This is a genomic window from Streptomyces sp. NEAU-W12 (genome assembly GCF_026242095.1).
Taxonomy (GTDB): Bacteria; Actinomycetota; Actinomycetes; order Streptomycetales; family Streptomycetaceae; genus Streptomyces.
Genome location: NZ_JAPJDM010000007.1, coordinates 247374 through 272742, shown reverse-complemented (window position 1 = coordinate 272742; position 25369 = coordinate 247374). Strand labels below are relative to the sequence as shown.

At 72.3% G+C, this 25369-nt stretch carries 21 protein-coding genes and 1 pseudogene; 8 read left to right on the top strand and 14 right to left on the bottom strand.

Annotated features, from left to right (window positions below):
- Positions 1 to 157 precede the first annotated feature (157 nt).
- The 4 genes from ORI94_RS11315 to ORI94_RS11300 form a co-directional block, all read right to left on the bottom strand.
- Positions 158 to 934 (bottom strand): GntR family transcriptional regulator, encoded by a 777-nt coding sequence (locus ORI94_RS11315; protein WP_266074348.1) that lies wholly within the window; start codon positions 932 to 934, stop codon positions 158 to 160.
- A 253-nt stretch (positions 935 to 1187) separates the two neighbouring features.
- Positions 1188 to 2156: an acetylxylan esterase gene (locus ORI94_RS11310; protein WP_266074346.1), complete on the bottom strand. Its 969-nt coding sequence runs from the start codon at positions 2154 to 2156 to the stop codon at positions 1188 to 1190.
- Between the two features lie 207 nt (positions 2157 to 2363).
- Positions 2364 to 3083 (bottom strand): ferredoxin reductase, encoded by a 720-nt coding sequence (locus ORI94_RS11305; protein WP_266074345.1) that lies wholly within the window; start codon positions 3081 to 3083, stop codon positions 2364 to 2366.
- A gap of 121 nt (positions 3084 to 3204) precedes the next feature.
- Positions 3205 to 3810: a sulfite oxidase-like oxidoreductase gene (locus tag ORI94_RS11300; protein ID WP_266074344.1), complete on the bottom strand. Its 606-nt coding sequence runs from the start codon at positions 3808 to 3810 to the stop codon at positions 3205 to 3207.
- 457 nt (positions 3811 to 4267) lie between these two features.
- Between ORI94_RS11300 and ORI94_RS11295 the strand changes: the two genes are divergently transcribed.
- Positions 4268 to 5017, top strand: coding sequence for a putative protein N(5)-glutamine methyltransferase (locus ORI94_RS11295; protein WP_266074343.1), 750 nt, complete (start codon positions 4268 to 4270; stop codon positions 5015 to 5017).
- On the opposite strand, the gene ORI94_RS11290 is transcribed toward ORI94_RS11295, so the two are convergent.
- Positions 5007 to 7148, bottom strand: coding sequence for a SpoIIE family protein phosphatase (locus ORI94_RS11290; protein ID WP_266074342.1), 2142 nt, complete (start codon positions 7146 to 7148; stop codon positions 5007 to 5009). The two genes, ORI94_RS11295 and ORI94_RS11290, sit on opposite strands and share 11 nt — an antisense overlap.
- A gap of 273 nt (positions 7149 to 7421) precedes the next feature.
- Here ORI94_RS11290 and ORI94_RS11285 point away from each other — a divergent pair, with 273 nt between their 5' ends.
- The 3 genes and pseudogenes from ORI94_RS11285 to ORI94_RS11275 form a co-directional block, all read left to right on the top strand.
- The gene (locus ORI94_RS11285; protein ID WP_266074341.1) at positions 7422 to 7802 is read left to right on the top strand and encodes a hypothetical protein; all 381 of its coding nucleotides are present in this window, start codon (positions 7422 to 7424) and stop codon (positions 7800 to 7802) included.
- 105 nt (positions 7803 to 7907) lie between these two features.
- Positions 7908 to 9923 carry an NADPH-dependent 2,4-dienoyl-CoA reductase gene (locus ORI94_RS11280; RefSeq protein ID WP_266074340.1) on the top strand — a complete coding sequence of 672 codons (2016 nt, stop codon included), beginning with the start codon at positions 7908 to 7910 and terminating at the stop codon, positions 9921 to 9923.
- 31 nt (positions 9924 to 9954) lie between these two features.
- Positions 9955 to 10488, top strand: a pseudogene (locus tag ORI94_RS11275) (PadR family transcriptional regulator); the annotation flags it as partial.
- A gap of 228 nt (positions 10489 to 10716) precedes the next feature.
- Here the strand turns inward: ORI94_RS11275 and ORI94_RS11270 are convergent.
- Both ORI94_RS11270 and ORI94_RS11265 read right to left on the bottom strand, forming a co-directional pair.
- Complete coding sequence (locus ORI94_RS11270; RefSeq protein WP_266074339.1) at positions 10717 to 11262, bottom strand: hypothetical protein; 546 nt, start codon at positions 11260 to 11262, stop codon at positions 10717 to 10719.
- A 189-nt stretch (positions 11263 to 11451) separates the two neighbouring features.
- Positions 11452 to 12402, bottom strand: a complete 951-nt coding sequence (locus tag ORI94_RS11265; protein ID WP_266074338.1) for a fibronectin type III domain-containing protein — start codon at positions 12400 to 12402, stop codon at positions 11452 to 11454.
- A gap of 336 nt (positions 12403 to 12738) precedes the next feature.
- On the opposite strand from ORI94_RS11265, the gene ORI94_RS11260 reads away from it, so the two are divergent.
- The gene (locus ORI94_RS11260) at positions 12739 to 13491 is read left to right on the top strand and encodes a glycoside hydrolase family 75 protein (protein ID WP_416237800.1); all 753 of its coding nucleotides are present in this window, start codon (positions 12739 to 12741) and stop codon (positions 13489 to 13491) included.
- Positions 13492 to 13546: 55 nt separating this feature from the next.
- Here the strand turns inward: ORI94_RS11260 and ORI94_RS11255 are convergent, their stop codons facing one another.
- The 3 genes from ORI94_RS11255 to dhaK are packed head-to-tail and all read right to left on the bottom strand — an operon-like array spanning position 13547 to position 15620.
- Entirely contained in the window at positions 13547 to 13960 is a 414-nt protein-coding gene (locus tag ORI94_RS11255; RefSeq protein ID WP_266074337.1) for a PTS-dependent dihydroxyacetone kinase phosphotransferase subunit DhaM, read from the bottom strand.
- Positions 13953 to 14579: a dihydroxyacetone kinase subunit DhaL gene (gene dhaL / locus ORI94_RS11250; RefSeq protein ID WP_266074336.1), complete on the bottom strand. Its 627-nt coding sequence runs from the start codon at positions 14577 to 14579 to the stop codon at positions 13953 to 13955. Before dhaL ends, ORI94_RS11255 begins: the two co-directional genes overlap by 8 nt.
- Before the next feature lie 48 nt (positions 14580 to 14627).
- Entirely contained in the window at positions 14628 to 15620 is a 993-nt protein-coding gene (gene dhaK, locus ORI94_RS11245) for a dihydroxyacetone kinase subunit DhaK (protein ID WP_266074335.1), read from the bottom strand.
- 928 nt (positions 15621 to 16548) lie between these two features.
- Here dhaK and ORI94_RS11240 point away from each other — a divergent pair.
- A complete protein-coding gene (locus tag ORI94_RS11240) occupies positions 16549 to 17913 on the top strand; it encodes a polysialyltransferase family glycosyltransferase (protein WP_266074334.1) in 1365 nt (454 codons plus the stop codon).
- Between the two features lie 208 nt (positions 17914 to 18121).
- On the opposite strand, the gene ORI94_RS11235 is transcribed toward ORI94_RS11240, so the two are convergent.
- Positions 18122 to 18769 carry a 4'-phosphopantetheinyl transferase family protein gene (locus ORI94_RS11235; protein ID WP_266074333.1) on the bottom strand — a complete coding sequence of 216 codons (648 nt, stop codon included), beginning with the start codon at positions 18767 to 18769 and terminating at the stop codon, positions 18122 to 18124.
- Positions 18766 to 19647 carry a metallophosphoesterase family protein gene (locus ORI94_RS11230; protein WP_266074332.1) on the bottom strand — a complete coding sequence of 294 codons (882 nt, stop codon included), beginning with the start codon at positions 19645 to 19647 and terminating at the stop codon, positions 18766 to 18768. Before ORI94_RS11230 ends, ORI94_RS11235 begins: the two co-directional genes overlap by 4 nt.
- 137 nt (positions 19648 to 19784) lie before the next feature.
- Between ORI94_RS11230 and ORI94_RS11225 the strand changes: the two genes are divergently transcribed.
- Positions 19785 to 20852 carry a glucose-1-phosphate thymidylyltransferase gene (locus ORI94_RS11225; protein ID WP_266074331.1) on the top strand — a complete coding sequence of 356 codons (1068 nt, stop codon included), beginning with the start codon at positions 19785 to 19787 and terminating at the stop codon, positions 20850 to 20852.
- The gene (gene rfbB / locus ORI94_RS11220) at positions 20849 to 21892 is read left to right on the top strand and encodes a dTDP-glucose 4,6-dehydratase (RefSeq protein WP_266074330.1); all 1044 of its coding nucleotides are present in this window, start codon (positions 20849 to 20851) and stop codon (positions 21890 to 21892) included. Before ORI94_RS11225 ends, rfbB begins: the two co-directional genes overlap by 4 nt.
- A 73-nt stretch (positions 21893 to 21965) precedes the next feature.
- On the opposite strand, the gene ORI94_RS11215 is transcribed toward rfbB, so the two are convergent.
- The gene (locus ORI94_RS11215; RefSeq protein WP_266074329.1) at positions 21966 to 24038 is read right to left on the bottom strand and encodes a 3-hydroxyacyl-CoA dehydrogenase NAD-binding domain-containing protein; all 2073 of its coding nucleotides are present in this window, start codon (positions 24036 to 24038) and stop codon (positions 21966 to 21968) included.
- A gap of 69 nt (positions 24039 to 24107) precedes the next feature.
- A complete protein-coding gene (locus tag ORI94_RS11210; protein WP_266074328.1) occupies positions 24108 to 25298 on the bottom strand; it encodes a cytochrome P450 in 1191 nt (396 codons plus the stop codon).
- Positions 25299 to 25369: the final 71 nt, after the last annotated feature.

Here is a 25369-nt window from a genome sequence, read left to right as displayed (position 1 = left end):
ACTCCTCCAGGCTCTTCGAGCAGGGACCCACCGTGTCGCGGCCCTCCTCCGCCGTGCAGCCCGCACGCACCGGGCCCCGCTCGTCCCGGCAGAACGGGCGTCGCCGGTCGTCTCCGAGGTGATCCGCCGGGCAGGCCCTCATCGTCCGTCGTGCCGGTCAGACCGCCGCGGGCAGGGTGAACTCGTAGACGAGTGCGTCCTGTTGGGCGTCCACGATCAACTCCGTGATCTCCAGCGGCCGGGCGTACTGGTCGTGCACCCGCCGGGTGACCCGTACGGACGGTGTGCCCGCGATCCTGGTGATCGTGTCGCGGTGGTGCAGCGTCAGTCCGGCCCTGCGCAGCCAGTCGTAGGCGCGCCGCAACTCCGCGGCGGTGGCGCCGTCGGCGCGGTCGCGGTAGCGGGCCAGTTCCTCGACCTCCGAGAGTGCGACGGCGGAGAACGAGCTCACCGCCGTCCGCAGTTCGCGCCCGTCGGCCGACGCGGACCAGTAGCGGTGCACCAGCGTCGCCCGGGAGGGTGCCAGAGCCAGTGCCTCGGCGTGCCCGGGCGGCGGAGACTCCCAGGACACGGTGGCCCGGCCGGCGTACCGCGCGCCGACCGGGAAGGTGAGCGAGGCGGGCGTCTCCACCGGCGGACCCTGCAGGGTGGCATGGCTGCCCCGCCGGTCGGTGGCGACCAGACCGTCGCGGCGCAGCACTTCCAGCGCCTGCCGTACGGTCTCCCGGCTCACCCCGAAGTGCTCTGCCAGCTGCCGTTCTCCCGGGAGCCGTTCGCCGGGCGGAATGGCTCCGTCGCGCAGCTCGCCGAGCAGCTCCGTCGCGATCCGCCGGTAGAGCGGCTCGTCACCGAAGTGCGGAGGGCCGTGCGGAACGTGGTGCGGTGCGCTGGGTGGCGAGGCTTGCAAAGGGTCGTGCGGGGTGGTGCGGGCCATGCCGCGCCTCCTGTTGGTGACGTCCCGTAGTGGTGTGGGTTCGTTGCGCCACCACATCTACCATTGGTCTAAACCACCAGGGAAGGGCGGTCCGGGAGTTCGGCCGAAACAGGACCGGGGCATCGCCCGCCGCGCGGTGCCGGGCGGGAGGGTGCGTGCGGTGCGGCGGCGTCCGGGTCCCGTTCCCCGGGAGCCGGACGCATCGCGGGAGCCCGCCGCAGCCGTCCTGTCCGAAAGTCCGCGGTCCGGTCCCTCAGAGGCGCGAGCGCATCCACCGGAGCTGGGCCGCCTCCTGGAAGGGGCCGCCGCCCTCGTGGTCGTTGAAGTCGTACACCTCGATCGACTTGTCGGCATGACTCCAGGCGTTGAACGCCGCGAAGACCGTCGAAGGCGGGCAGGTCTGGTCCTCGAGTCCCGTCGAGAACAGCGCGGGTGCCGAGCCGCGGGCGGCGAAGTGCACGCCGTCGAAGTAGGACAGAGTGCGCAGGGCGTCGTCGGTGCGGCCCCGGTGCGTCCTCAGGTAGAGGCCTATCTCCCGGTACGGATGCCGGTCGGTGAGCGTCGTCGCCCGCGGGAAGTCGCACAGGAACGGCACGTCCGGGGCCACCGCCGTCAGGTCCGGGACCAGCCCGCCCACCGCGAGGGTGATGCCGCCGCCCTGGCTCGAGCCGAGAACCGCAGTGCGCGCCGCGTCGGTCAGGGGGTGGGAGCGGGCCGCCTCCACCGCGCGTACCGCGTCCGTGAACACCCGGCGGTAGTAGTAGTTCTCGGGCGCGTCGATGCCGCGCGTCATGAACCCGGGATACGCGGGCGCGCCGCCCTCCGGGTCCGCCGTGTCACCGCCGCCGCCCCAGGCGCTGCCCTGGCCGCGGGTGTCCATCACGAAGTGCGCCCGGCCCGTCGAGGCCCACAGCAGATGCTCGTGGGGCAGGCCGCGGCCACCGCCGTAACCGATGAACTGCACGACCAGCGGCAGCGGCGCCTCGGCCTCGGCCGGCAGCGTCAGCCAGCCCTTGACCGGGTGACCCCCGAACCCGGCGAACGTCACGTCGAAGACCCGCACCGTGGACAGGCCCGTGTCGACCGGTGCGAAGCGGGCGTCCAGGTCGTGCTCGCGAGCCTCCGTGAGCGTCCTGGTCCAGAACGCGTCGAAGTCGTCCGGCGCCGTGGACGCGCTCCGGTACGCGTGCAGTTCGTCGAGGGGAAGATCGAACAGGGGCATGAGGACCGCCTTTGTGCCGGGACCGTACGAAGCGATCACACCGTACGTGGGACGTCGTGGCGCCCGCCAGACCTTTCGCCGGACTCGGTCCATGTATACACAAGAACAGAGAGGCGCAGGTAAAGGGCGTGGAAAGCGTTTGCTGTCGACGGGTCCGGAACGGCAGCCCGACTCGGTCCGCCCCGGCTTTGCCGCTTCCGGGAGGGGTCAGCCGAAGCGCTCGATACGGATCCGGTCCACGGGCTGTCCGGCCGCGACGAGCAGCCTGGAGGCATGCTCGGCAAAGGAGTTGGAACCGCACACATAGGCCTCCCACCCACCCGGAGGGGCTTCGGCCAGGAGCGGCGCCACATGTGCGGCCGCCATACGTCCCACGGCCACCCCCTCCGGCGCGCTGCGGGTGAACACCGGCAGGGCCTCCGCGCCGAACTCGCCCCCGTAGATCAGCTCCTCGGGGCTGCGCGCCGACACCAGCAGCCGCAGGGGCAGCGACAGGCCCCGGGCCCTGTGGTGCCGCACCATCGACATCAGCGGGACGACGCCCGAGCCGGCACCCAGCAGGAGTGCGGGCCGGTCACCCGGCCAGGCGAAGAAGCCGCTCAGCGGACCGCGCACCTCGACCCGGTCACCGGGCCGGGCCACCGAGTGGAACCAGCCCGACACCTCGCCGCCCGCCACATGGTCCAGGGTCAGCTCGATGTGCCCGGAGTCGTCCGGCGCGGACGCGATCGAGTAGTGGCGCTGGGCCGCATAGCCGTCCTCGGCGGTCAGCCGCAGCAGCAGATGCTGGCCGGGCACGTGCCCCGGCCATCCCGGCACGGCGAAGCGGAAGGTCGCGGCGCGCGGGGTCTCGCGACGGATGCCGGTCAGTGTCGCAGTCCGCCACACCGAGGCCGTCTGCCGGCTCACCCCGATGCGCCCGGGCACGGCGAACCGCGTCGGAGGGACGAACGGAGCCGGTGAGGCCTCCGCCCTCCGGCTCCGTGCACCCTGCGCCGCACCCTCCGTCACCGCAGTCGTCTCGGCCGTTCCAGCCACTTCCACCACCTCAGTCACCGGAGTACCGCTGTTCCTCCCAGGGATTGCCGCGCGCATGGTAGCCGTTGCCCTCCCAGAACCCCGGCTCGTCGTGGTCGAGGAGCCGCAGGCCCGCGATCCACTTGACGCTCTTCCAGAAGTACAGATGCGGCACGATCAGCCGGGCCGGGCCGCCGTGCTCCGGTGCGAGTGGCCGGCCGTCGTACTCCCAGGCGATCCAGGCCCGCCCACCGGTCAGGTCCGCGAGCGGCAGGTCCGCCGTGTAGCCGGTGTGCGCGTAGGCGACCACATGCGTGGCGGACCCATGGGGCCGGGCCACCTCCCAGAAGGCGTCCAGGGAGACGCCCCCGAACCGCACCCCGAACTTCGACCAGCCCGTCACACAGTGGATCGCGCCCTCGTACGCCGAGGCCGGCAGGGCGTGGGCCTGCTCCCAGTTCCAGGTACGGGGCTCCGTCACCAGCCCGTCGATCCGCAGCGACCAGTCGGCGGGCGCGAGGCCGGGGGTGACCTCGGCGGACAGGACGGGCCATTCGTCGCCCGCGTCGTACTGGCCGGGCGGCAGGCCGGGATGGTGCACGCGGGGGCGGCCGGTGAAGCCGCGGGTGATGTTCACGTGATCGGCGATTCCGTTGCGAGTGGTGCTCAGATGGTTCCGGACACCACCGTACGGGGTGTCCGGAACCACCCGCACACACCGGTCCTGCCCGGCCCCCGGCCTCCTGCGGACCGCCCGCCCCGCGGGCTCGCCGACCAGGGGAGATACGCCGGACGGCCGGTGACGTCGTCGGGTACTGTAGCGGTCCGGCTGCGGATGGTCCCAGTCGTCGACGGCCGAGGGGGTGAGACCCATTACCGCTCTGTCAGGTCGGGTGCTCCCACCACGAAGCGACGCGGATCACTCCCGTTAGGTGACCGCAGGAGCATCCTTCGGTTCTCGAAAGGCTCCTGCCGCCATGCCGTCCCGTTCTTCCCTCTCCTCCGGCCTCTCCTCCGGCTCCTCGCGGGTTTCCTCCTCTTCCGTCCCTTCCTCCCCCGTCGCTCCGTCCGCGCCCGGCGCACCGGAGGCCGTCGTGGCCGCGCTGCGCGCCGCGGGATGCGTCTTCGCCGAGGCCGAGGCCGCCCTGATCCTCGCCGCCGCGCCCACCCCGGACCACGCGACCGGGATGGTCGAGCGCAGGGTCCGCGGGCTTCCCCTCGAACTGGTCGTCGGCTGGGCCGAGTTCAGCGGCCGGCGGATCACCGTGGCCCCCGGGGTCTTCGTACCCCGGCGCCGCACCGAGTTCCTCGTGGAGCAGGCCCTCGCGCAGGCATCCGACGCGTCCGTCGTCGTGGACCTGTGCTGCGGTTCGGGCGCCGTCGGCATCGCCCTGGCCGGCGGACTCGGCACGGTCGAGCTGCACGCCGCCGACATCGACCCGGCAGCCGTGCGCTGTGCCCGCCGCAATGTCGCGGACCTCGGCGGCCTGGTGCACACCGGAGACCTCTTCGACGCGCTGCCCGGCACGGTGCGCGGCCGGGTCGACATCCTCGCGGCCAATGTGCCCTACGTGCCCAGCGACGAAATCGGCCTGCTGCCCCCGGAGGCCCGCGACCACGAGCCGCGCGTCGCGCTCGACGGCGGCGCGGACGGGCTCGACGTGCTGCGCCGGGTGGCCGCCGGGGCCCCCGAGTGGTTGGCGCCCGGCGGTTGCCTCCTGGTGGAGACCAGCCGCCGCCAGGCCCCCGCTGCCGTCGCCGCCTTCACCGGAGCCGGACTGCAAACCCGTTTGGCCGTCCCGGAGGAGGAGTACGCCCATGTCGTGATCGGCGTCAGAGCGTAGCTCCGTCCGACACGGCGGAACGGCCGGGGGAGGCCGGACCGCCGGGCAGGGTGGCGCGGGCGATGAGCAGGGCCACGTCGTCGAAGTTGTCGGGCTCGTGCAGGGTGCGCAGCAGCAGGTCGCACAGCTCCTCGAGGGAGTGGTCGGGCCGGCCGCGCAGCAGCGTGAGCAGATGGTCGAGACGCTCGTCCAGCGGGTGGTGCCGGGTCTCGACCAGACCGTCGGTGTAGAGCACCAGCAGATCGCCGGGCTCGAGTCCCACGACGGTGGTGGAGAACTCGACGCCGCCCACCCCCAGTGGCACCCCGGTCGGCAGATCGAGCAGTTCCGGGGTGTCGCCGGCCCGCACCCGCACCGGTGGCAGATGCCCGGCGTTGGCGATCAGGCACTGCCGCTCATGGGGGTCGTGGACGACGTAGACGCAGGTGGCGATGGCGTCCTCGAGATCGCCGGTGATCCGGTCGAGGTGCACCAGGAGCACCGCGGGGTCGAGACCGAGTGAGGCCAGCGTGTGCGTCGCCGTGCGCAGGCGCCCCATGGTGGCCGCCGCCGGGATGCCGCTGCCCATCACGTCCCCCACGACGAGGGCCGTCCTGCCGCCGTCCAGCGGGATCACGTCGAACCAGTCGCCGCCCACCTCGCTGGTGGCGCCCGCCGGCTGGTATCGGGAGGCGACCTCGAGCCCGCCCGTCACGGGCGGATGGCTCGGCAGCAGGCTGCGCTGCAGGGTGAGCGCGGCGGCGCGGGCGCTCTGGTACCAACGGGCGTTGTCGATCTGCACCGCCGCGCGGGAGGCCAGCTCCCGGGCCAGCAGCAGATCGTCCCCGTCGAACGGCAGCGGGTTGTCGACGCGCTTGAGGTCGAGCGCGCCCAGCACCTCGCCGTGCGCGATCAGCGGCACGGCCAGATACGAGTGCACACCCGCCCGGCCCAGCAGTTCGGCCGCCCGGGGGGAACCGGCGACACGGGTCAGGTCCTCGTTCTTGAGCTGCGGCACCAGCACGGGCAGGGCGGTGCGCACGCACTCGGTGACGAACCGGTCCGGTGCGTAGCGGGCCACCTCGCCCGGCCGGTCGGCCGCCCGCAGGGCGTCCTCCGAGCCGGCGCCCGCGCCCTCGACCGCCAGTGCCCGGATCGCCGCAGGCTCGGCCGGACCGAGGGTGCTGCGGCGGCCCAGGACCACCGTGTCCAGCAGGCCCACGGCAGCCACGTCGGCCAGCTCCGGTACGGCCACCCCGACCAGTTCACGCGCCGTACGGTCCAGGTCGAGGGTGGTGCCGATCCGTGCCGAGGCGTCGGCGACGACGGCGAGCCGGCGCCGCGCCCGCTCGGCCTCGAGGCCCGCCCGGTGCTGCTCGGTGACGTCCACCACCGACAGGGCCACGCCCAGCACCGATCCGAGCGCGTTCTCCAGCCGGAACAGGGAAGCGGACCAGGCGTGGTCCTCGTCGGGGTCGGCCGGGGTCCGACCGATCAGGAACTGGTCGACGACCGGCTTCCCCGTCTCCAGGACCTGCCTCGCGGTGGCCTCGAAGGTGCCGGCGTCCAGCTGCGGCAGTACCTCGGGGACCGTGCGGCCCAGGTGTTCCTCGACCGGGACGCCGTTGAGCCGTTCGAGTGCCGGGTTGACCGAGACGTACCGCAGGTCGGTGTCCAGGACGGCCAGCCCGATCGGGGACTGGGCGACGATCCGGGTGGACAGCGCCACGTCCTGCTCCATCCGGCGCACGGTCGCCTGGTCGACCGCGAGGCCGAGGGCGTAGACGGCGCCCTGGTCGTCGGTCAGCCGCATGTTGCGGAACTCCACGAGCCGGGTGCTGCCGTCCTTGCGCCGGATGGGGAACGCCCCGGCCCAGCTCTGCCCGGTCCGCATGACGTCGGAGAACAACTGCACGACCAGATCCAGATACCGCTCGTGCACCATGATCCGGGCGGCGTACCGGCCCAGTGCCTCCTCGGCGGCGTACCCGAACAGTTCTTCGGCCTGAGGGCTCCAGAGCACGATCCGGCCTTCGGGGTCCAGCACCACCGAGGCCACGCGCAGCACGTCGAGCAGCCCGCTGGGACGGACCGGCCCGGGGACCGCTCCGTCCTCGTCGCCCTCGACCGGGGGTGATCCGGGTGAACTCATCGCACGCCCCGCCTTCGCCGATCTCCGCGGCACGTCGTGACGGTGCCGACACCACCTGTTCTATCGCGGGTAGGGGCGATCTTCCGCCTCTCGGGCCGTCTCCTCGGCCGTCTTCCCTCCCTCCGCCGGGTGCCCCGCGATCCCGGGGGCACGCCGGTCGTGCGCGGGCGGTGCTCCCGCGCACGCGGTGTTTTGCCGGGGAAGGGACGGGAACGCCCCTTGGCAGGGCATGACACGGCCCGGCAAGGCGTGCCGACGAGAGGAGCGATCACCATGGGCAGCGAGCGACCGCACCCGGAGTCCGTCTCGGTCGAACTGAGCGGGTGCGACAGGCACGACGCACAGAGCGTGTTCGCCGCACTGGGTGCGTGCTTCACGTCCGACCGGCGTTCCGACGACGTGCCGGAGGAGCTCTCCGAGACCCGTCCGACGGTGTGGCTCGGCACGTTCGACGTGGCCGACCCGCACGAGGGCGGCGCCCATCCGGCCGACCCGGTGCGGCTGGCGTCCTCGGTCGACGCCGACGTGCACGGCGGCTACTGGGCGGTCGGCCGGTTCCGCGCCGCCCTGGACGACCTGTTCACGGTGCACGATCTGAGCACGGTCTCCGGCGACCAGGAGGAGGAGCTGCACGTCCGCCTCGAAAGCCGCTGACCGCCGCCGGGCCGGTGTGCCCTCCAGCACGTTTGTGCAACTAGTTGCACAAGCGGGTGCGCGTCCTCTACAACAGTAGGGACCACACCGCGCACGGAGGGCCCGATGAGCCGTTACCCGCACCTGCTGACCCCCCTCGACCTGGGCTTCACCACCCTGCCCAACCGGGTCCTCATGGGCTCCATGCACGTAGGCCTGGAGGAGGCCGAGAACGGCTTCACGCGCCTGGCCGAGTTCTACGCCGCCCGCGCCCGCGGCGGCGTCGGCCTCATCGTCACCGGCGGCATCGCACCCAACGACGAGGGGCGGGTCGGCGAGGGCGGCGCGAAGCTCACCACCGACGAGGAGGCGGAGCGGCATCGCGTCATCACCGAGGCCGTGCACCGCGAGGGCGGACGCATCGCCCTGCAGATCCTGCACGTCGGCCGGTACGCCTACCACCGGGACCTGGTCGCCCCCAGCCCCCTCAAGGCGCCGATCAGCCCGTTCACCCCCCGCGAACTCACCGACGCGGACGTCGAGCGCACCGTCGACGCCTACGCCCGCACCGCCCGCCTCGCCCGGCAGGCCGGTTACGACGGCGTCGAGATCATGGGCTCCGAGGGCTACCTGATCAACGAGTTCATCGCCGCGCAGACCAACCACCGCACCGACCGCTGGGGCGGCTCGTACGAGAACCGGACGCGCTTCCCCCTCGAGATCGTCCGCCGGGTGCGCGAGGCGGTCGGCGAGGACTTCATCCTCATCTACCGGCTCTCCATGCTGGACCTCGTCCCCGGCGGCTCGACCCTGGACGAGGTGATCACGCTGGCCAGGGCCGTCGAGGCGGCCGGCGCCACGATCATCAACACGGGCATCGGCTGGCACGAGGCCCGCATCCCCACCATCGCCACCTCCGTACCGCGCGGCGCCTACACCTGGGTGACCAAGCGGCTGATGGGCGAGGTCTCGGTCCCGCTCGTCACCACCAACCGGATCAACACCCCCGAACTCGCCGAGCAGCTGCTCACCGAGGGGTACGCCGACATGGTGTCGATGGCCCGTCCGATGCTCGCCGACCCCGACTTCGTGGCCAAGGCCGCGGACGGCCGGCCCGAGGCGATCAACACCTGCATCGGCTGCAACCAGGCCTGTCTGGACCACACCTTCAACCTGCAGATCACCTCCTGCCTGGTCAATCCGCGCGCCTGCCACGAGACCGAGCTGGTGCTGTCCCCGACCAGGCGCCGCAAGCGCGTCGCGGTCGTCGGCGCCGGACCGGCCGGCCTCGCCTGTGCCGTCAGCGCCGCCGAACGCGGCCACGACGTCACCCTGTTCGACGCCGCGAGCCAGATCGGCGGCCAGCTCGACGTCGCCCGCAAGGTCCCCGGCAAGCAGGAGTTCGACGAAACACTGCGCTACTACCGCACCAGGCTCGCCGAACTGGCCGTCGACGTACGCCTGGACACCCGGGTCACGGCCGACGACGTGGCAGACCACGACGAGGTCGTCGTCGCCACCGGCGTCACCCCCCGCGTCCCCGACCTCCCCGGCGTCGACCACCCGAGCGTGCTCGGCTACCTCGACGTCCTGCGCGACGGCGCCCCCGTCGGCGACCGGGTCGCCGTCCTCGGTGCGGGCGGCATCGGCTTCGACGTCGCCGAGTTCCTCACCGACGGTGGCGACAAGGCCCACGAGAACCCCGAGACGTACTTCCGCCACTGGGGCGTCGACACGGACCACCGCACGCCCGGCGGCCTCGCCGTACCCGAGCGGCCCGCCCCGCCGCGCACCGTCCACCTGCTGCAGCGCAAGACCTCCAAGGTCGGCGCGGGCCTGGGCAGAACCACCGGCTGGATCCACCGCACCGAACTGAGGCACCGCGGCGTCACCATGGTCTCCGGCGTGCGCTACGACCGTATCGACGACGAGGGCCTGCACGTCACCGTCGACGGCGAGAGCACCGTCCTGGAGGTGGACACGATCGTCCTGTGCACCGGCCAGGAACCGCGCCGGGACCTGTACGAGGAGTTGGTCGCCGCCGGCCGCCCCGTCCATCTGATCGGCGGCGCCGACGTGGCCGCCGAGCTGGACGCCAAGCGGGCCATCAAGCAGGGGACGGAGCTGGCGGCGGCTCTCTGAGCCGCCCCTGGGCCGTCCCTAGGATGGGGTCATGTCACTCCCGCACGCGATCCTCACCGCCCTGCTCGAGAAGCCGTCGTCGGGGCTGGAGCTGACCCGTCGCTTCGACAAGTCGATCGGCTACTTCTGGTCCGCGACGCATCAGCAGATCTACCGTGAGCTGGGGAAGCTGGAGGCCGAGGGCCTGATCCGGGCGCTGTCCGCCAAACAGCCCGCCCGCGGGCAGAAGAAGGCCTACGAGGTCCTGCCCGCGGGACGAGCCGAACTGGCCCGCTGGGCCTCCACGGCGCAGGATCCCAAGCCGATGCGTGACGCGCTGCTGCTGCGGCTGAGAGCGGCGGCGGTGGTCGGCGCCGAGGGCCTCGAGGCCGACCTCCGGCGCCATCTGGACATGCACGAGAGGCAGTTGGCGGAGTACCAGGAGATCGAGCGGCGTGACTTCCCGCCCGGCAGGGACGCCCCTGACGACCGGCTGCGGCATCTGGTGCTCCGGGCCGGCATCGACCTGGAGACCTTCTGGACCGGGTGGCTCGGGCACGCGCTCGCGGAGTTCGCGGAGATCCCGGAGGTGACCCGGAACGCGGTGGACCGGGAGGCACCGGAGAACGAGGGCAGTGCGGAGAGCACGGTGAACGCACGGCCGGCGGACGTCGAGGGAGCCGAGCCGCGGGGCCCCGCGCGCGCAGAACCGTCCGGTTCCCGGCGTGCGGAGCCGGACGGTTCGGGCTCCGGGCGGACGTGACGCCGACCGCCCGACCGGAGCGCGTCGGACGTGGTGGCGACCGGCGCCGTCTCAGAACCGGTTCGGTTTGTTGCGTCTGCGCAGGTACCAGGCCGTGGCGACGAGACCGGTACCGACGAGCGCGCCGCCCGCCACCAGTGTCACCGTCCCGTAGTCCGTGGAGCTCCCTCCGATGCCGCCCATCACTCCGAGGGACGGTGAGGGCGAGGCGGTGACCGACGGGCCGGGGGAGGGAGTGGCGACGGGGGAGACGACGATGGACTGGGTGCCCGCGGTCGTCCCGTTCGAGCACGTCACGATCACCGTGTGGGTGCCCGAGCCGACGTCCGACCAGGCGGCGGACTGCCCCGCGCCGGTACCCGACAGGGCGACCTGACGGCCCTCGGAGAAGTTCGACTGGTTGCTGTCGAGCAGGGACGCGGTGCCCCAGCTGCCGTTGAGCTGGGCGCACGCGGTGGTCGTCACGGAGACGGTCGAACCGGTCGTGCTCACGGAGATGCCGGGACCCGAGGCGGCCGGGCCGGCCAGCGCCAGGGGCAGCGCGGCGGCGGCTGCGACGGTCAGAGCGGAACGGGCCAGAGACTTCGAGTAGCGCATGTGAACTGCCTTCCGGCGGCACGGCCGGCGGTACATCCCTTGCGCCGCCGAGGGTCGGGGAGCGCCCGTGCTGCCACGGGCCCAGCCAATGCGCCCCCGGTTCGCGGCGCATTCCGGCCGCCGCCGGGCAGGTGACGCCGCCCGCCGCCCGGCCGGACCCGCCGCTCGGCCCGGCCCGGACCGTTCGGCTCAGCGCCTCGGACCCGTCGTCACCGTGCGCTCCGCGGAGAAACCGCCCCAGGTCCCGTCCGGCAGTCTGGCCCGGATCCGTACCCGATGGCTGACCCCCGCCTCCCGTCCCGCATAGAAGCTGTAGGCCGCCCGGTCGCGCGGTGCCTGTCCGCCGTAGACGACGGAGGTGGCCGGGCGGCCGTCCAGCTGTACCTGGTACTCCGTGATCACCCCGTCCACACGCGGCGGCACCCAGCTGAGGTCGATGTGGTACGCACCCTCGGCCCGGTGGCTCGCGGCGCGGAAGCCGGTGGGTGCCGCGGCGCGGCCGTCGTCGCTGCCCGGTGTGGTCAGGCGAAGGGGAGAACCGGCGGGAGACAGGTTGTCGGCGGCGTCCCGTGCCCGGACGGTGAAGGAGTAGCGGGTGCCCGGCCGAAGCCCCGTCACCACGGTGGACGTCTGGCTTCCGCCGACACTGTGGATCTTCGTTTCTCCCTGGTGGACGTCGTACGACAGGACGCCCCGGTCGTCCGTCGAGGCGGACCAGGACAACCGGACCGCCCTGCTGCCGACGGCTTTGCCGCGGAGGGCCGAGGGGCGGCCGGGCGCGGATCGGTCGGCCGCCGTGGCCGCCGGCGTCGTCGCCCGTACCTCCCGGCTGCGCGGCCCGAGCCGCCCTTCCGCGTCCCGCGCCCGCACGGTGAAGGCGTAGGTGGTGGAGGGCCGAAGCCCGGTGACATCCACCATGTGCCTGGAACCGGGCACTTCCTCGACCTTTGTGGCGCCCCGGTACACCTCGTACCGGCTCACCCGCGCGCTCGCGGCTGCGACGGTGTTCCACATGACATGCACACTGGTGGCGCTGCCGGCCTCGGCCGTGACACCCGCCGGCGCCCCGGGCGGCTGCCCGCCCCCGTTGCCGGCTCCGGACCCGCCGCCGCAGGAGACGGCCAGGAGAAGGACCGGCACGAGCGCACCACGGAGCGGGAAGGGGGAGCGGCGCGCACCACCGGGTGGCGGGAGAGGACGGCGCGGGGCCACGGCAACGGCGGCGGGAACACTTCGCACGACTCTGCCTCCCGACGGCACACGGGGATGGTCCGGACCAATAGCCGGGACTCATGGTGACGTGGGTGACGCGATCACATCAAGAGGGTGGTGCCGTGGATCCGGCGACACCCCGCCGCCTACGGACACGGCGCCGGCTCGAGCGCCCGGCCCACCGCCCGGCGGTCGGACATGCACCGTACGGCCCTGTCGAGGTGGCCGCGCCAGGGGCCCGGCACGAGATGGGGCCAGGGCCGAGTGCCCGTCCGCGTCCCCTACGAGAGGCCCGTCACCGTGATACCCGTCCAGCCGCTCGCACTGGCCGTGGCCGGCGTCGCCGCGCTCACCCCCACGACGCTCCACAGCACCTCGTCGCACAGCTCCCCGTCGCAGGCCCGTTCGGAATCACCGGCCGCGCAACAGGAAGGCTCCGTAGGCGCCGCCGACCTCCTGGCCGCGGTGCGTGACGGCACCCCCGTCTCCCGCGGCACGTACCGGAACGACCGCGGCGCCCCCGCCACCATCCCGGTGTGCGGCACCGACGATGCCGTGTTCCGGAAGGCCGGCATGGACATCGACTGCGACGGACAGCCCGGTGCCCGCTGCAGTACGGCCACCGACCCGTACTTCTCCGCCTCCACGGCGTTCGCGCAGTCCGACGGCCGTCCGCCGAACTCCGCGGCCCTGCCCTTCGTGGTGGTGCCGGTGCCGAGCGCGCTCTGGGACTACCGGGCGCACGGTGTCCGCGGCGGCTCGGTGGTGGCCGTCGTGTACGGCGGCCAGGTGCGGTACGCGGTGGTCGGCGACACCGGCCCCGCCGACATCATCGGCGAGGCCTCCTACGCGACGGCCGAAGCACTCGGCATCGATCCCGACCCGCGGACCGGCGGGACACCCTCCGGTGTCACCTCCATCGTGTTCAAGGGCAGCCGGGTGACTCCCATCGAGGGCCAGAAGGCCGCGGTGGCGGCGGGAGAGGAACCGGCCAGGCGGTTCGTGGACGGCGACTGAACCGAACCGCCCGACCGAACCGCCCGCCCGGTACTTTCCGCCGCACCCGTGTCCGTCAGGTCTTCCGGTAGGTGTACGCCTCCGCCGCCGCGGCCTCCACCGCCGCGAGGTCCGCTCCGGTGGAGGCCGTGACCACTGCGGCGACCGCGCCCTCCACGAAGGGCGCGTCCACCAGCCGGGTGCCCTCCGGGAGTTCGCCGCCCTCGGCGAGCAGCGCCTTCACGGTGAGTACCGCGCTGCCCAGGTCGGTCAGGACGGCGATCCCGGCGCCGCGGTCGACGGACGCGGCCGCGGCGGCGACGAGGCCGGCGCTCGTACCGAGACCTCCGTCCTCCGTGCCGCCCGCGGGGGCCACCGGCACCGCACTGCCGGCGCCCGCCAGGCCCTTGGCCAGCTCGGCCACGGACGCCGCCACCTGAGCACTGTGCGACACCAGGACGATGCCCACCAGCTTCCCGCCGTCACCCACCGGACGGCTCCCCGTCCCCGGCGTCCTCGGAGGCGTCGGCGAGGCCCGCGATCAGCAGGGCCGACGAGGTGGCCCCGGGATCCTGGTGCCCGATGCTCCGCTCACCCAGGTAACTGGCCCGGCCCTTGCGGGCCCGCAACGGCGTCGTGGCCACCGCACCCTCCTCGGCGGCGGCCCGTGCCGCGGCGAAGGAGCCGCCGAGCGCGTCCACCGCGGGCACCAGCGCGTCGATCATCGTCTTGTCACCCGGTGCCGCACCTCCGAGCTGCCGCACCGCGTCCACCCCGGTGCGCAGGGCCTCGGCCAGTTGTTCCCTGCTCACCTCGGTGGCGTCACCGAGCGCCTTGCCGGTGCGGCGCAGCAGCGTCCCGTACAAGGGCCCCGAGGCGCCGCCCACCGTCGAGATCAGCAGCCGCCCGGCCTGGATGAGCACGGCACCGGGCGTGTCGGGCGGCTCCTTGTCCAGCGCGGCCCGCACCGCACTGAACCCGCGTTGGAGGTTGCTGCCGTGGTCGGCGTCACCGATGGGGGAGTCGAGAGCGGTGAGCCGCTCCGCCTCACGGTCGACGGAGGCGGCGGTCACCGCCATCCAACGGCGGAAGAAGTCGGCGTCGAGCACTGGAACTCCTCGCGTACTAGGACCTGTGAACCCTCTACCCGGTGTTCCTCACATGCCCCAGCGCAGTCCCGGGGTCTTCACCGGAGCGTCCCACAGCCGCAGTGTCTCCTCGCCGACCTGGCACAGGGTGACCGAGGCCCCCGCCATGTCGAGCGACGTCACGTAGTTGCCGACGAGTACCCGTGCGACGGGGACACCCCGCTCCCCGAGTACCCGCTGCACCTCGGCGTTGAAGCCGTACAGCTCCAGCAGCGGGGTCCCACCCATGCCGTTGACCAGGACCAGGACCGGATTGCGCGGCGTGAGATCGTCGAGGATCGCGTCGACCGCCACCTCGGCGATCTCGCCCGAGGTCATCATCGGCCGCCGTTCCCGGCCCGGTTCGCCGTGGATGCCGATGCCCAGCTCCAGCTCGCCCGCCGGCAGGTCGAAGGTGGGGCTGCCCTTGGCGGGTGTGGTGACAGCGGTCAGGGCCACGCCGAAACTGCGGGAGTTCTCATTGACCTGCCGGGCAAGGGCCTCCACCCGCTCCAGCGGCTGTCCCTCGTCGGCCGCCGCGCCCGCGATCTTCTCCACGAACAACGTCGCACCGGTGCCGCGCCGGCCCGCGGTGTAGAGACTGTCGGTCACCGCGACATCGTCGTCGACCAGAACTTTCGCGACCTGGATGCCCTCGTCCTCGGCCAGCTCGGCGGCCATGTCGAAGTTGAGTACGTCACCGGTGTAGTTCTTCACGACGAACAGCACCCCGGCGCCGCTGTCCACGGCAGCCGCCGCCCGTACCATCTGGTCGGGCACGGGAGAGGTGAACACCTCTCCGGGACAGGCCGCCGAGAGCATTCCGGGCCCCACGAACCCGCCGTGCAGCGGCTCGTGTCCGGAACCCCCTCCGGAGACCAGACCCACCTTCCCGGCCACGGGAGCGTCCCGCCGGACGATCACCCGGTTCTCCACATCCACCGCAAGATCGGGATGCGCCGCGGCCATCCCCCGCAAGGCATCGGCGACCACGGTCTCCGGGACGTTGATGAGCATCTTCATGGGGATCTCCTAATGGGCTCGGCAGGTGGTCTTCGGCCTGTGTCTTCGCTGGTCAGAGTGGTTCCGGGTAGTCCTCGATCTTGGCGGTCCGTAGCGGTCCGTAGCGGTCCGTAGCGGTCCGTAGCGGTCCGCAGCGGTCGGAAGCGGGGGCGGCGGCACCTGTGCTGACGTGGTGCCGACTTCGATGACGTCGTGTCAGATTCTGCGGCGGATCGACGGCATGCCGATTGGAGTCCTACAGAGGCAGTATCTGCCTTGCGGCTGTGAAGGTCACGTGGGGGGCATCCCGAGCGAGCCGGAGAGGACCGGGCCGGCGCCTTGTGCCGCGTTTACGCAGCCGGTTCTCCCCATGCGCTCCCGGCGCCGCCCGTACTCCCCGCATCCCCGCCAGGCATCCTGCGCCGGAGGCGGGCGACCCGGAATGTCCGCTCGGCCGGCCTGCGGCGGGCGCGGTGGGCGGCGGCCGTCGGCGCCTCGTGGAGCCGGCAGATTCTTCGTCTGCTGGTGGTGCATCTCGCATGGCGCGGTGACCAGGGAAAACGGAGGCCGGATCTGTGACGGGTGAAGTGTTGGCCCGCGTGTGGTCCGGACCCGAAGAGCGGGACGGCGCGATCCATGGTCCGTGTGATCTGAACGCGTCTGACGGCTATCGCGCCCGCTCCACCCACCGAAGACGCCGGCGCACCGGCGCGGTGGGCGGGAACAGGCCCTCCGGTGAGCCGGTGGCGCGCTGCCGGGGAGCGCAGCCGCCGACCCGCTCACGGCTGGTGACGAGGTCGGCGGCGCGGTCCACAGCGTGCGGCCGCGGGAGTCCTCGGGCCACCCGGTCGATCTCGCCGCACACCGCGTCCGTGGACGTGGCGCGACGACCCTGACTAGGGTTCCGGATGATCAGGGTCCATGAACACGACAGGAGCCCCGAACACTGATGGGCGCGACCCAACTTTTTTTCGCGTGCTCGCAGTACGCGGCCGCCACGGTGACCGCGGCGATCCGGGCAGGGCGGTTCGGGGCCAGGGCCGACCACCGGCGCATCCTGGTTGTCACGGACCGGTCCGATGTGCCCGAAATCGGCACGGCACCCGACATGATGGCCGGATTCGCGGTTCTGGCCGCGGAATTCGACGATGTCCGCTCCTGGAACGATTTCGTCCGGCCCTACCACCCGGCCGAATGGTCTCCGAGGGACCAGGACACGGCCTTGTGGCAACGGGCACTCCGCGCGATCTGGGACCTGGGCACCGGCGATCTCGAGATCGCCTGCGAATCCATCCAGGGACGCCCCTCGCAGACCGTGGCGAGGATCTTTGCCGACAGTCCCATCCATGTGTATGCCGACGGCCTGATGAGCTACGGCCCCACGCGGAGCAGACTCGACCCCGGGGTGGCGGCGCGGATCCGGCGCCTCATCCACGTGGATCTGGTGCCGGGCCTCCGCCCTCTTCTGCTGACAGAACACGGGGTGCCCGCCGAGGTGGTCGCCACCGACGTCTTCACCGCGCTTCTACGCGAACTTGCCGACCAGGCAGGGGACGCGGGGCTCCGGCCGACCGCCCGGCCCGCGCTGCTGCTGGGCCAGTACCTGTCGTCCATCGGGATTCTGACAGCCGACGAGGAGCAGGCCCTGGAGTCGCGGATGCTCCGTGGCGCGGTACGCCTGGGCCACCGCCACGTGCTGTTCAAACCCCATCCATCGGCTCCACTCGACCGGTCCCGGGCGCTGGAGGAGGAGGCACGGCACCTCGGCGTCGAGTTCGGTGTGCTGACCGAGCCGGTTCTGGCTGAAGTCCTCTTCCATCACATGCGGCCGGCCCTGGTGGTCGGCGCATTCTCCACCGCCCTGCTGACCGCGTCCCGTCTCTTCGGCCTCCCCGTGGCCCGGACCGGGACCGATCTCCTCCTGGAACGACTGAGCCCGTATCAGAACAGCAACCGGATTCCCGTGACGCTCGCTGACGCGCTCCTGCCCGACCTCGACGACGCCGGTTCCGTGGCCTCGTGGTCGCTGGACCGGGCCCTGGAGGCACGGGGGGACCTGGCCGAACTGATCTCGGCTGTTGGTTTTGTGATGCAACCGGAGGCACATCCGGGGCTGAGACCACTGGCCCACCAGTACCTGGCCCACCACCTGGACGACGACGCCCGGCGCTATTTCCAAGGGAAGCGCCTGGCCCGGCTGGGACTTCCCGGTGGCACACCGGTGAGATTCGGTTTCGTGCCTCGGACACCGACGGTGCGGCGGTTGGCCCGGGGGGTGCGGTCGGTGCGCAGGGCCGCGCCCCGCCGTGGTTGAGCCCGCGACCGTGGTCGAGGGCTTCACCCCCGGCACCGACTGCGGACCGGTCATCGGCGTTGTCGGTCCCGATGCGGAGCCAACGGGGCCGCAGCACGCGGAACCGCATCTCGGCGACGCGACACACGCATGGCGAGCACCCGAGCAAAAGCAGCACGCACCGGGGAACCCGCTGGAGGCCGCCCATGCGACGGCGGAGAACGCTCCGCTACGGCTCCACGGCGATCGACGTCAGGACCAGTCCGTTCCCGGCGGTCCAGCGGCCTGAGAAGCCGGTCAGCGGTCTGCCCCGCAGGGTCGGCGCGGGCGCCAGCACGCGGGCTGCGAACGTGCCGTCCGGCATGATGGCGACCGTGGCCTCCTGGAAATCCAGGAGCCGCCTGCCCACCGGGAACCACGCCTTGTACACGGACTCCTTGGCGCTGAACAGCAGCCGGTCCCAGGCCGGGCCCCCGGCGGGCAGCGCGGCCAGCGCGATGAGGTCCTCGGGGCGGGCGATGCCCTTCAGCACACCGTCGGGGAGGGGCGCGTCCGGCTCGGCGTCGATGCCGAGCGCGGCCACCTCGTCGGCCCGGGCCACCACAGCGGCGCGGTAGCCAGGACAGTGCGTCATGCTGCCCACCACGCCCTCCGGCCAGCGGGGCGCGCCCCGCTGGCCGGGCAGCAGTGGCGCCGGCGGGTGTCCGAGCTTCGCCAGCGCGTCGCGCGCGCACGCCCGGACCGTGGTGAACTCGGCCCGCCGCTTGGCGACGGCCCGGGCGATCACCGCCTCCTCCTGCGGGAACAGCGGAGTGTCGAGCCGGTCGGTGAAGCTGTCGACGTACACCGCGCCCGGCGGCAGCAGGCCCTCGATCACGCGCCCACCCGCCCCGCCACCGCCGCGGGCACGCCCCGGGCCGGCACGACCTGCCGCGCGAGGCCGTTCCGCAGCCCGAACCGGTGCCTCGCGCGCGGACAGCCGATCGGCACCTCCTCGAACCGCACCCCGTCGTAGACGGTGCGCCGCGGGACGTGCGGATGGCCGCAGACCACGGCCTCGACGCCGAACCTGATGTGCCAGTCGGGGGTCCGCACCGTCCCGCACCACCGGGCGAACTCCTGGTACGTCATGATCCTGGCCGGCTCGCGCAGCAGGGGCCAGTGGTTCACCAGCACCAGGGGCAGGCCGCCCGCCACCTCCGTCAGCCGCCGCTCGCCCTCCTCGACGCGGGCGGCGCACCGGGCCGCCCGCGACGGGTACGGTTCGGGGGTGCAGGTGGTACCCGTCGGTGCAGACGATCCCGGCCCCGTGCGTCCGGGCCGGCGACTCCTCGGACGTCGAAGTGCCGGGCGCCGGCAACGAGTGGTCGTGCGGCGGGAACAGCGGCGCGATCCGCACCGGGCCGCCCGCTCCCGGCCCCACACCGGACACGGGCCCTCCGGCGTCGGCACCCCCGGGCGGCGGCACATCGCCACCAGCGCCTCGTAGCGCGCGACTCCGCGCGGCGCGGCCGGGTCGTCCTTCCCCACGGTCCACAACTCGTGGCTCCCCGGCACCCGGAGGAACCGCCCGAACCTGTCGCGCAGCAGCCCGAGCGTCCACTCGAGGTCCGCGAACCGCTCCCCGACGTCCCCCGCCACGATCAGCCAGTCACCCGGCGAGCGGAGCTCCAACTTCTCGACGGCGGCACGGTTTTCCTCGTACGGCACGCGCAGGTCGCTGACCGCACGCAACACGCTCTCGGTCCCCCTCATCCGGCCAGCATAATCAGGCGCCGTCCGGCGGCTCGCACGAGCACTGCCCCGCACGTCGGTTAGACGATCCGACAAGAAACGACCCAGTGAGGGCCGCACCGCCGGCACCCGCGTTCGGCCGCCTAGACTGCGCCGACATGAAGGCTCTCGTACTATCCGGCGGGGCCGGAACCCGCTTGCGACCCATCACCCACACCTACGCCAAGCAACTCGTTCCCGTGGCCAACAAACCCGTGCTCTTCTACGGGTTGGAGGCCATCGCGGAGGCGGGCATCACCGAGGTCGGCATCGTCGTCGGTGACACGGCCACCGAGATCCAGCGGGCCGTCGGCGACGGCTCCGCCTTCGGCCTCGACATCACCTACATCCAGCAGTCCGCACCCCTTGGCCTGGCCCATGCCGTACTGATCGCAAAGGGCTTCCTCGGCGACGAGGACTTCGTCATGTATCTCGGTGACAACTTCATCGTCGGTGGCATCGCGGGTCTCGTGGACGAGTTCCGGGGCACCCGCCCCGACGCGCAGATCCTGCTCACCAAGGTGGCCGACCCCTCGGCCTTCGGCGTCGCCGAACTCGACAGCTCGGGAAAGGTGGTGGCTCTGGAGGAGAAGCCGGCCACCCCGCGCAGCGATCTCGCCCTGGTCGGCGTCTTCCTGTTCTCCCCGGCCGTGCACGAGGCCGTGCAGGGGATCGATCCGTCCGCGCGCGGCGAGTTAGAGATAACCGACGCCCTGCAGTGGCTCATCGACCACGGACGCGACGTCCGCTCCACGACCATTTCCGGTTACTGGAAGGACACCGGAAACGTCATCGACATGCTGGAGGTCAACCGCGCCGTCCTGGAGGGCGTCGAGGGACGCGTCGACGGCTCCGTCGACGCGGCCAGCGAGATCATCGGCCAGGTCACCATCGAAGCGGGCGCCGAGATCCGGGGCTCGCGCATCGTGGGACCGGTCGCGATCGGCGCCAACACGCTGATCGTCGGCTCCTACGTCGGTCCGTCCACCTCGATAGCGTCCGACTGCCGAATAGACTCCAGCGAAATAGAGTTCTCCATCGTCCTGGCCGGAGCCACGATCCAGGGGGTCCGCCGCATCGAGAGTTCGCTGATCGGGCGGGATGTCGAGGTGACTCCCGCGGCCGGTGTGCCGGCGGCCCATCGCCTGGTGCTCGGGGACCACAGCCAGGTGCGGATCTCCTCATGACGGACACGACGGCCACCAGGATCCTCGTCACCGGCGGTGCCGGTTTCATCGGCTCCCACTACGTCCGCACCCTGCTCGGACCGCAGGGGCCCGCCGGGGTGCGGGTCACCGTTCTCGACAAACTGACCTACGCGGGCAACCTGGCCAATCTCGACCCGGTGCGCGAACACCCCGGGTTCTCCGTCGTCCAGGGCGACATCTGCGACGCGGTGACCGTGGACCGGCTGGTCGCCGGGCACGACCAGATCGTGCACTTCGCCGCCGAGTCGCACGTGGACCGGTCGATCCTGGGTGCGGCCGAGTTCGTCCGGACGAACGTGAGCGGGACGCAGGTCCTGCTCGACGCGGCGCTGCGCCACCACGCCGACGGGCGGGGCGTCTTCGTGCACATCTCCACGGACGAGGTGTACGGCTCCATCCCGTACGGCTCCTGGCCGGAGACGGACCCGCTGTCGCCCAACTCGCCCTACGCGGCTTCGAAGGCGGCCGCAGACCTGATCGCCCTCGCCCACCATCGCACGCACGGACTCGACGTACGGGTGACCCGCTGTTCCAACAACTACGGCCACCACCAGTTCCCCGAGAAGCTGATCCCGCTGTTCGTCACCCGGCTGATGCGGGGCCGCACGGTCCCGCTGTACGGGGACGGGCTCAACGTCCGCGACTGGCTGCACATCGACGATCACGTCCAGGGCATCGAGCTGGTCCGCACCAAGGGCCGTCCCGGTGAGGTCTACAACATCGGCGGCGGCACCGAACTCACCAACAAGGAGCTGACCTCCCTGCTCCTGGAGGCGTGCGGGGCGGGCTGGGAGTCGGTCGAGTACGTCACCGACCGCAAGGGCCACGACCGCCGTTACTCGGTGGACTGCTCCAAGATCACCCAGGAACTGGGCTACCGGCCGTGCAAGGACTTCGCCACCGGGCTCGCCGAGACGGTCGCCTGGTACCGCGAGAACCAGCAGTGGTGGGAGCCGCTGGAGCAGCGCGCCGCGCCGCGCCACGAACGGGTTTCGGCGAGACCGTTCCGAAGCCCGTAGGGGACCGTCCCCGGCGGCCAGCGGTGAGCTGGCCGCCGGGGACGGCACGGGTCCGGGGCAGAGGCCCGGGCCGCTACTCCTGCTCGGGCACGCTGGCGACGCCCGGCGGCAGGAACCGCCGGCCCGCCACCCGCTGGGACACGCCGGTCCGGTCGAGGTACGGCGTGATCCCGCCGAGCCAGAACGGCCAGCCGACGCCCAGGATCAGGCACAGGTCGACGTCCTGCGGCTCGGCCACCACGCCCTCGTCCAGCATCCGCCGGATCTCGTCGGCGAGCGCCGCCGACGTGCGGTCCAGCAGCCCGGCCGCGGTGGACGGCGAGGAGCCGGCCCGCCACAGCGCCGCGACCTCGGGGTCGAGGGTCCTGCCGCCCTCGGCGTCCCGGAGCCACACGGAGGTCTTGCCCGCCTCGGCGAGCCGCCGCAGGTTCCCGCTCACCGCGAACCGGTCGGGGAACGCCGTGTGCAGGGTCTCGGCGACGCGCAGGACCGCCGCGGGGCCGAGGAGCCCCAGCAGGTCCAGCGGTGCCATCGGCAACCCCAGCGGGTCGAACGCCTGGTCCGCCAGCTCGAACGGGGTGCCCTCGTCCAGGGCCGCGACGACCTCGCCCAGGAAGCGGGCGAGCACCCGGTCGACCACGAGCGCGGGCGCGTCCGAGACCAGTACGCAGGTCTTGCCCAGCTGCTTGCCCAGCGCGAACGCCGTGGCCAGCGAGGCGTCGTCGGTCCCGTCGGCGCGTACGACCTCCAGCAGAGGCGCGGCGGCGACCGGGGCGGCGAAGCGGAGCCCCACCACCCGCTCCGGGTGCCGCAGTTTGAGCGCGCTCTCCGCGACCGACGCGCAGGACGTGGCGGTCGCCAGCACGCATCCGGCCGACACGTACTCCTCGATCTTTGCGAACACCTGCTGCTTCGCCGAGAGATCGCCGTCCAGCGCCTCGACGACGAAACCGGCGTCGCGGAGCGCTCCGGTGTCCGGCGAGCCCGACACCAGCGCCTTGACGCGGTCGGCCGCGTCCCGCGTCAGCCGGCCGCTGTCGGCCAGCGCGTCGGCCTCGGTGTGCACGCGGGCCACGGCTTCGTCCCGGCGTGCCCGGTCGGCGCCGGTCAGCACGACCGGGACGTCCAGTTGCCGCGCGAACAGCAGGGCCAGTTGCGTGGCCGCCGGGCCCGTCCCGGCGATCCCGACGCTCGGCACCGGGCGCGCCAGCGACTCGTCGGGCAGGCCCGGCTGCTGGGCCGCGCGCCACTGCACCAGGCTGAACGCGTACAGGCTGGCCCGCGACTCGTCGCCCATCAGGACGTCGGCCATGGCCTCGGACTCAGCCGGGTAGCCGCGGTCCAGGTCGTTGTGGCGGGCGAAGTCCAGCAGCTCGACGGCCCGCACCGGGCCCGGCGACGCGCCGCGGGTCTTGGCGTCAACGAGCGCACGCGCCCGGTCGATCGCCGCGTCCCAGCCCGCGCCGCGGTCGAACTCGGGGCGGGGCACCGGGGTCTCGCCGTTGACGACGTCCGCGACCCAGCGCAGCGACGCGTCGAGGAAGCCGCCCGCGTCCAGCAGCACGTCGGCGACACCCAGTTCGACGGCCTCGGCGGGCTGGAGCATCTTGTTGGTGAAGGCGTTCTCGATGATCACGGTGACCGCGCGGTCCGGACCGATCAGGTTCGGCAGCAGCTGCGTGCCGCCCCAGCCCTGGAACAGGCCGAGCGCGCACTCGGGGAAGCCGATCGCGGGGACGTCGGACGCCACCGTCCGGTACTGGCACGACAGCGCGAGCTCCAGCCCGCCGCCGATCGCCACCCCGTTGACGAACGCGAACGTCGGGATCCTGGAGTCGGTGAAACGGCGGAACGCGTCGTGGCCGAGCTTGCCGACGGCCAGTGTGGTCTCGCGGTCCATCCCGACGGCGGCCAGGTCGGCGCCGACGGAGAAGCAGAAGGGCTTGCCGGTCACCGCGATCGCCGCCGGGTCCGCGGCCAGCGCCGCGTCGAAGGCGGCGTCGATGCTGACGAGTCCCTCGCGGCCGAACGTGTTCGGTTTGGTGGGGTCGAGCCCGTTGTCCAGGGTGATCAGCGCCACCGGCTTCACCAGCCCGGGCACCGGGACCGCCCGGGTGGTCGCGCGGGTCACGACTTCGTCTCTCACTTGCCCCTCCACTGTGGGTTCTGCCTGTTCACGGTGACGCGCGGCGGCACGCCCGGTTCGCCGACCGCCTCACCAGGCGATCGGGAGGGACAGCGGACCCTGGATCGTGTCGCCCGGTGCGAACGGGATCTGGTCGACCGGGTTGGCCAGGCGCAGGCCGGGCAGGCGGGCGAACAGGGTCCGCAGCGCGATCTCCATCTCGACGCGCGCGAGGTTGTGGCCGAGGCACAGGTGGATGCCGTGGCCGAACGTGATGTGGTGGCGCGAGTTGCGCGTCAGGTCCAGCTCGTCGGGGTCCGGGTAGAGGGACGGGTCCCGGTTGACCAGCGAGGTCCCGAAGAACACTGCGTCGTCGGGGCGGATGACCACCCCGCCGATCTCTATCTCCTTGGTGGCCACCCGGGCCAGGCCCTCCACGATGGAGAGGAACCGCAGGAGTTCGTTGACGGCGTTTGGGAACAGCGTGTCGTCGGCCCGCAGCGCGGCGAGCTGCCCGGGATGCTCCAGCAGCGTCAGGGTGCCCAGCGTGATCATGCTGGCGGTCGACTCGTGACCGGCGATGAGCATGAAGATCGCCAGGCTCACCGCGTCCTGGCGATCCAACTCGCCCGCGCGCATGTGCTCGACCAGCGTGTCGAGCAGGTCGTCGCCCGGCTCGCTCTCCTTGCGGGCGATCAGTTCGCCCATGTAGGTCATGAGTCGGACGGCGGCACCCGCGGCCTCCTCGCCCGTCGTGGCGCGCAGCAGGAGCGAGGACTGCTCCTCGAAGAAGTCGCGGTCGGAGTACGGCACGCCGAGCAGCGCGCAGATCACGCTGGAGGACAGCGGGAGCGCGAACTGGTTGACCAGGTCGGCGGTCTGACCCTTCTCGACCATGTCGTCCAGCAGGTCGTCCACGAGCTGCTGGATCTGCGGGCGCAGGTCGGCGACACGCTGGTTGGTGAAGCGGGGCAGCAGCATGCGGCGCTGGGCGTGCTGTTCGGGGCCGTCGGTGCCGAGCAGCGGAGTGCGGCGCTGCTCGAGGGGGATGGCCGCGAAGCGCGGTGAGGTCACCGGGAAGGCGGGGTTCTCGCGGACCGCCGACAGGCGCTCGTCGGTCAGCAGTTGCCGTGCCTCGGCGTGTCCCGTCACGATCCACGCCTCGCGCCCGTCGTAGAGCTTGACGCGGGAGATCGGCCCCTCTTCGAGCAACGGCTGGTAGCCGGTGGGCGGGTGGTAGGGGCAGGAGCGATCCTGCGGGAAGGAAACGGCATCGGTCACGTTTGAACCCCTCGCGAATGTCGGTCCCCGGCAGTGAACGTGCCAGGCACCGGATCATTCCGGTGTGCCTC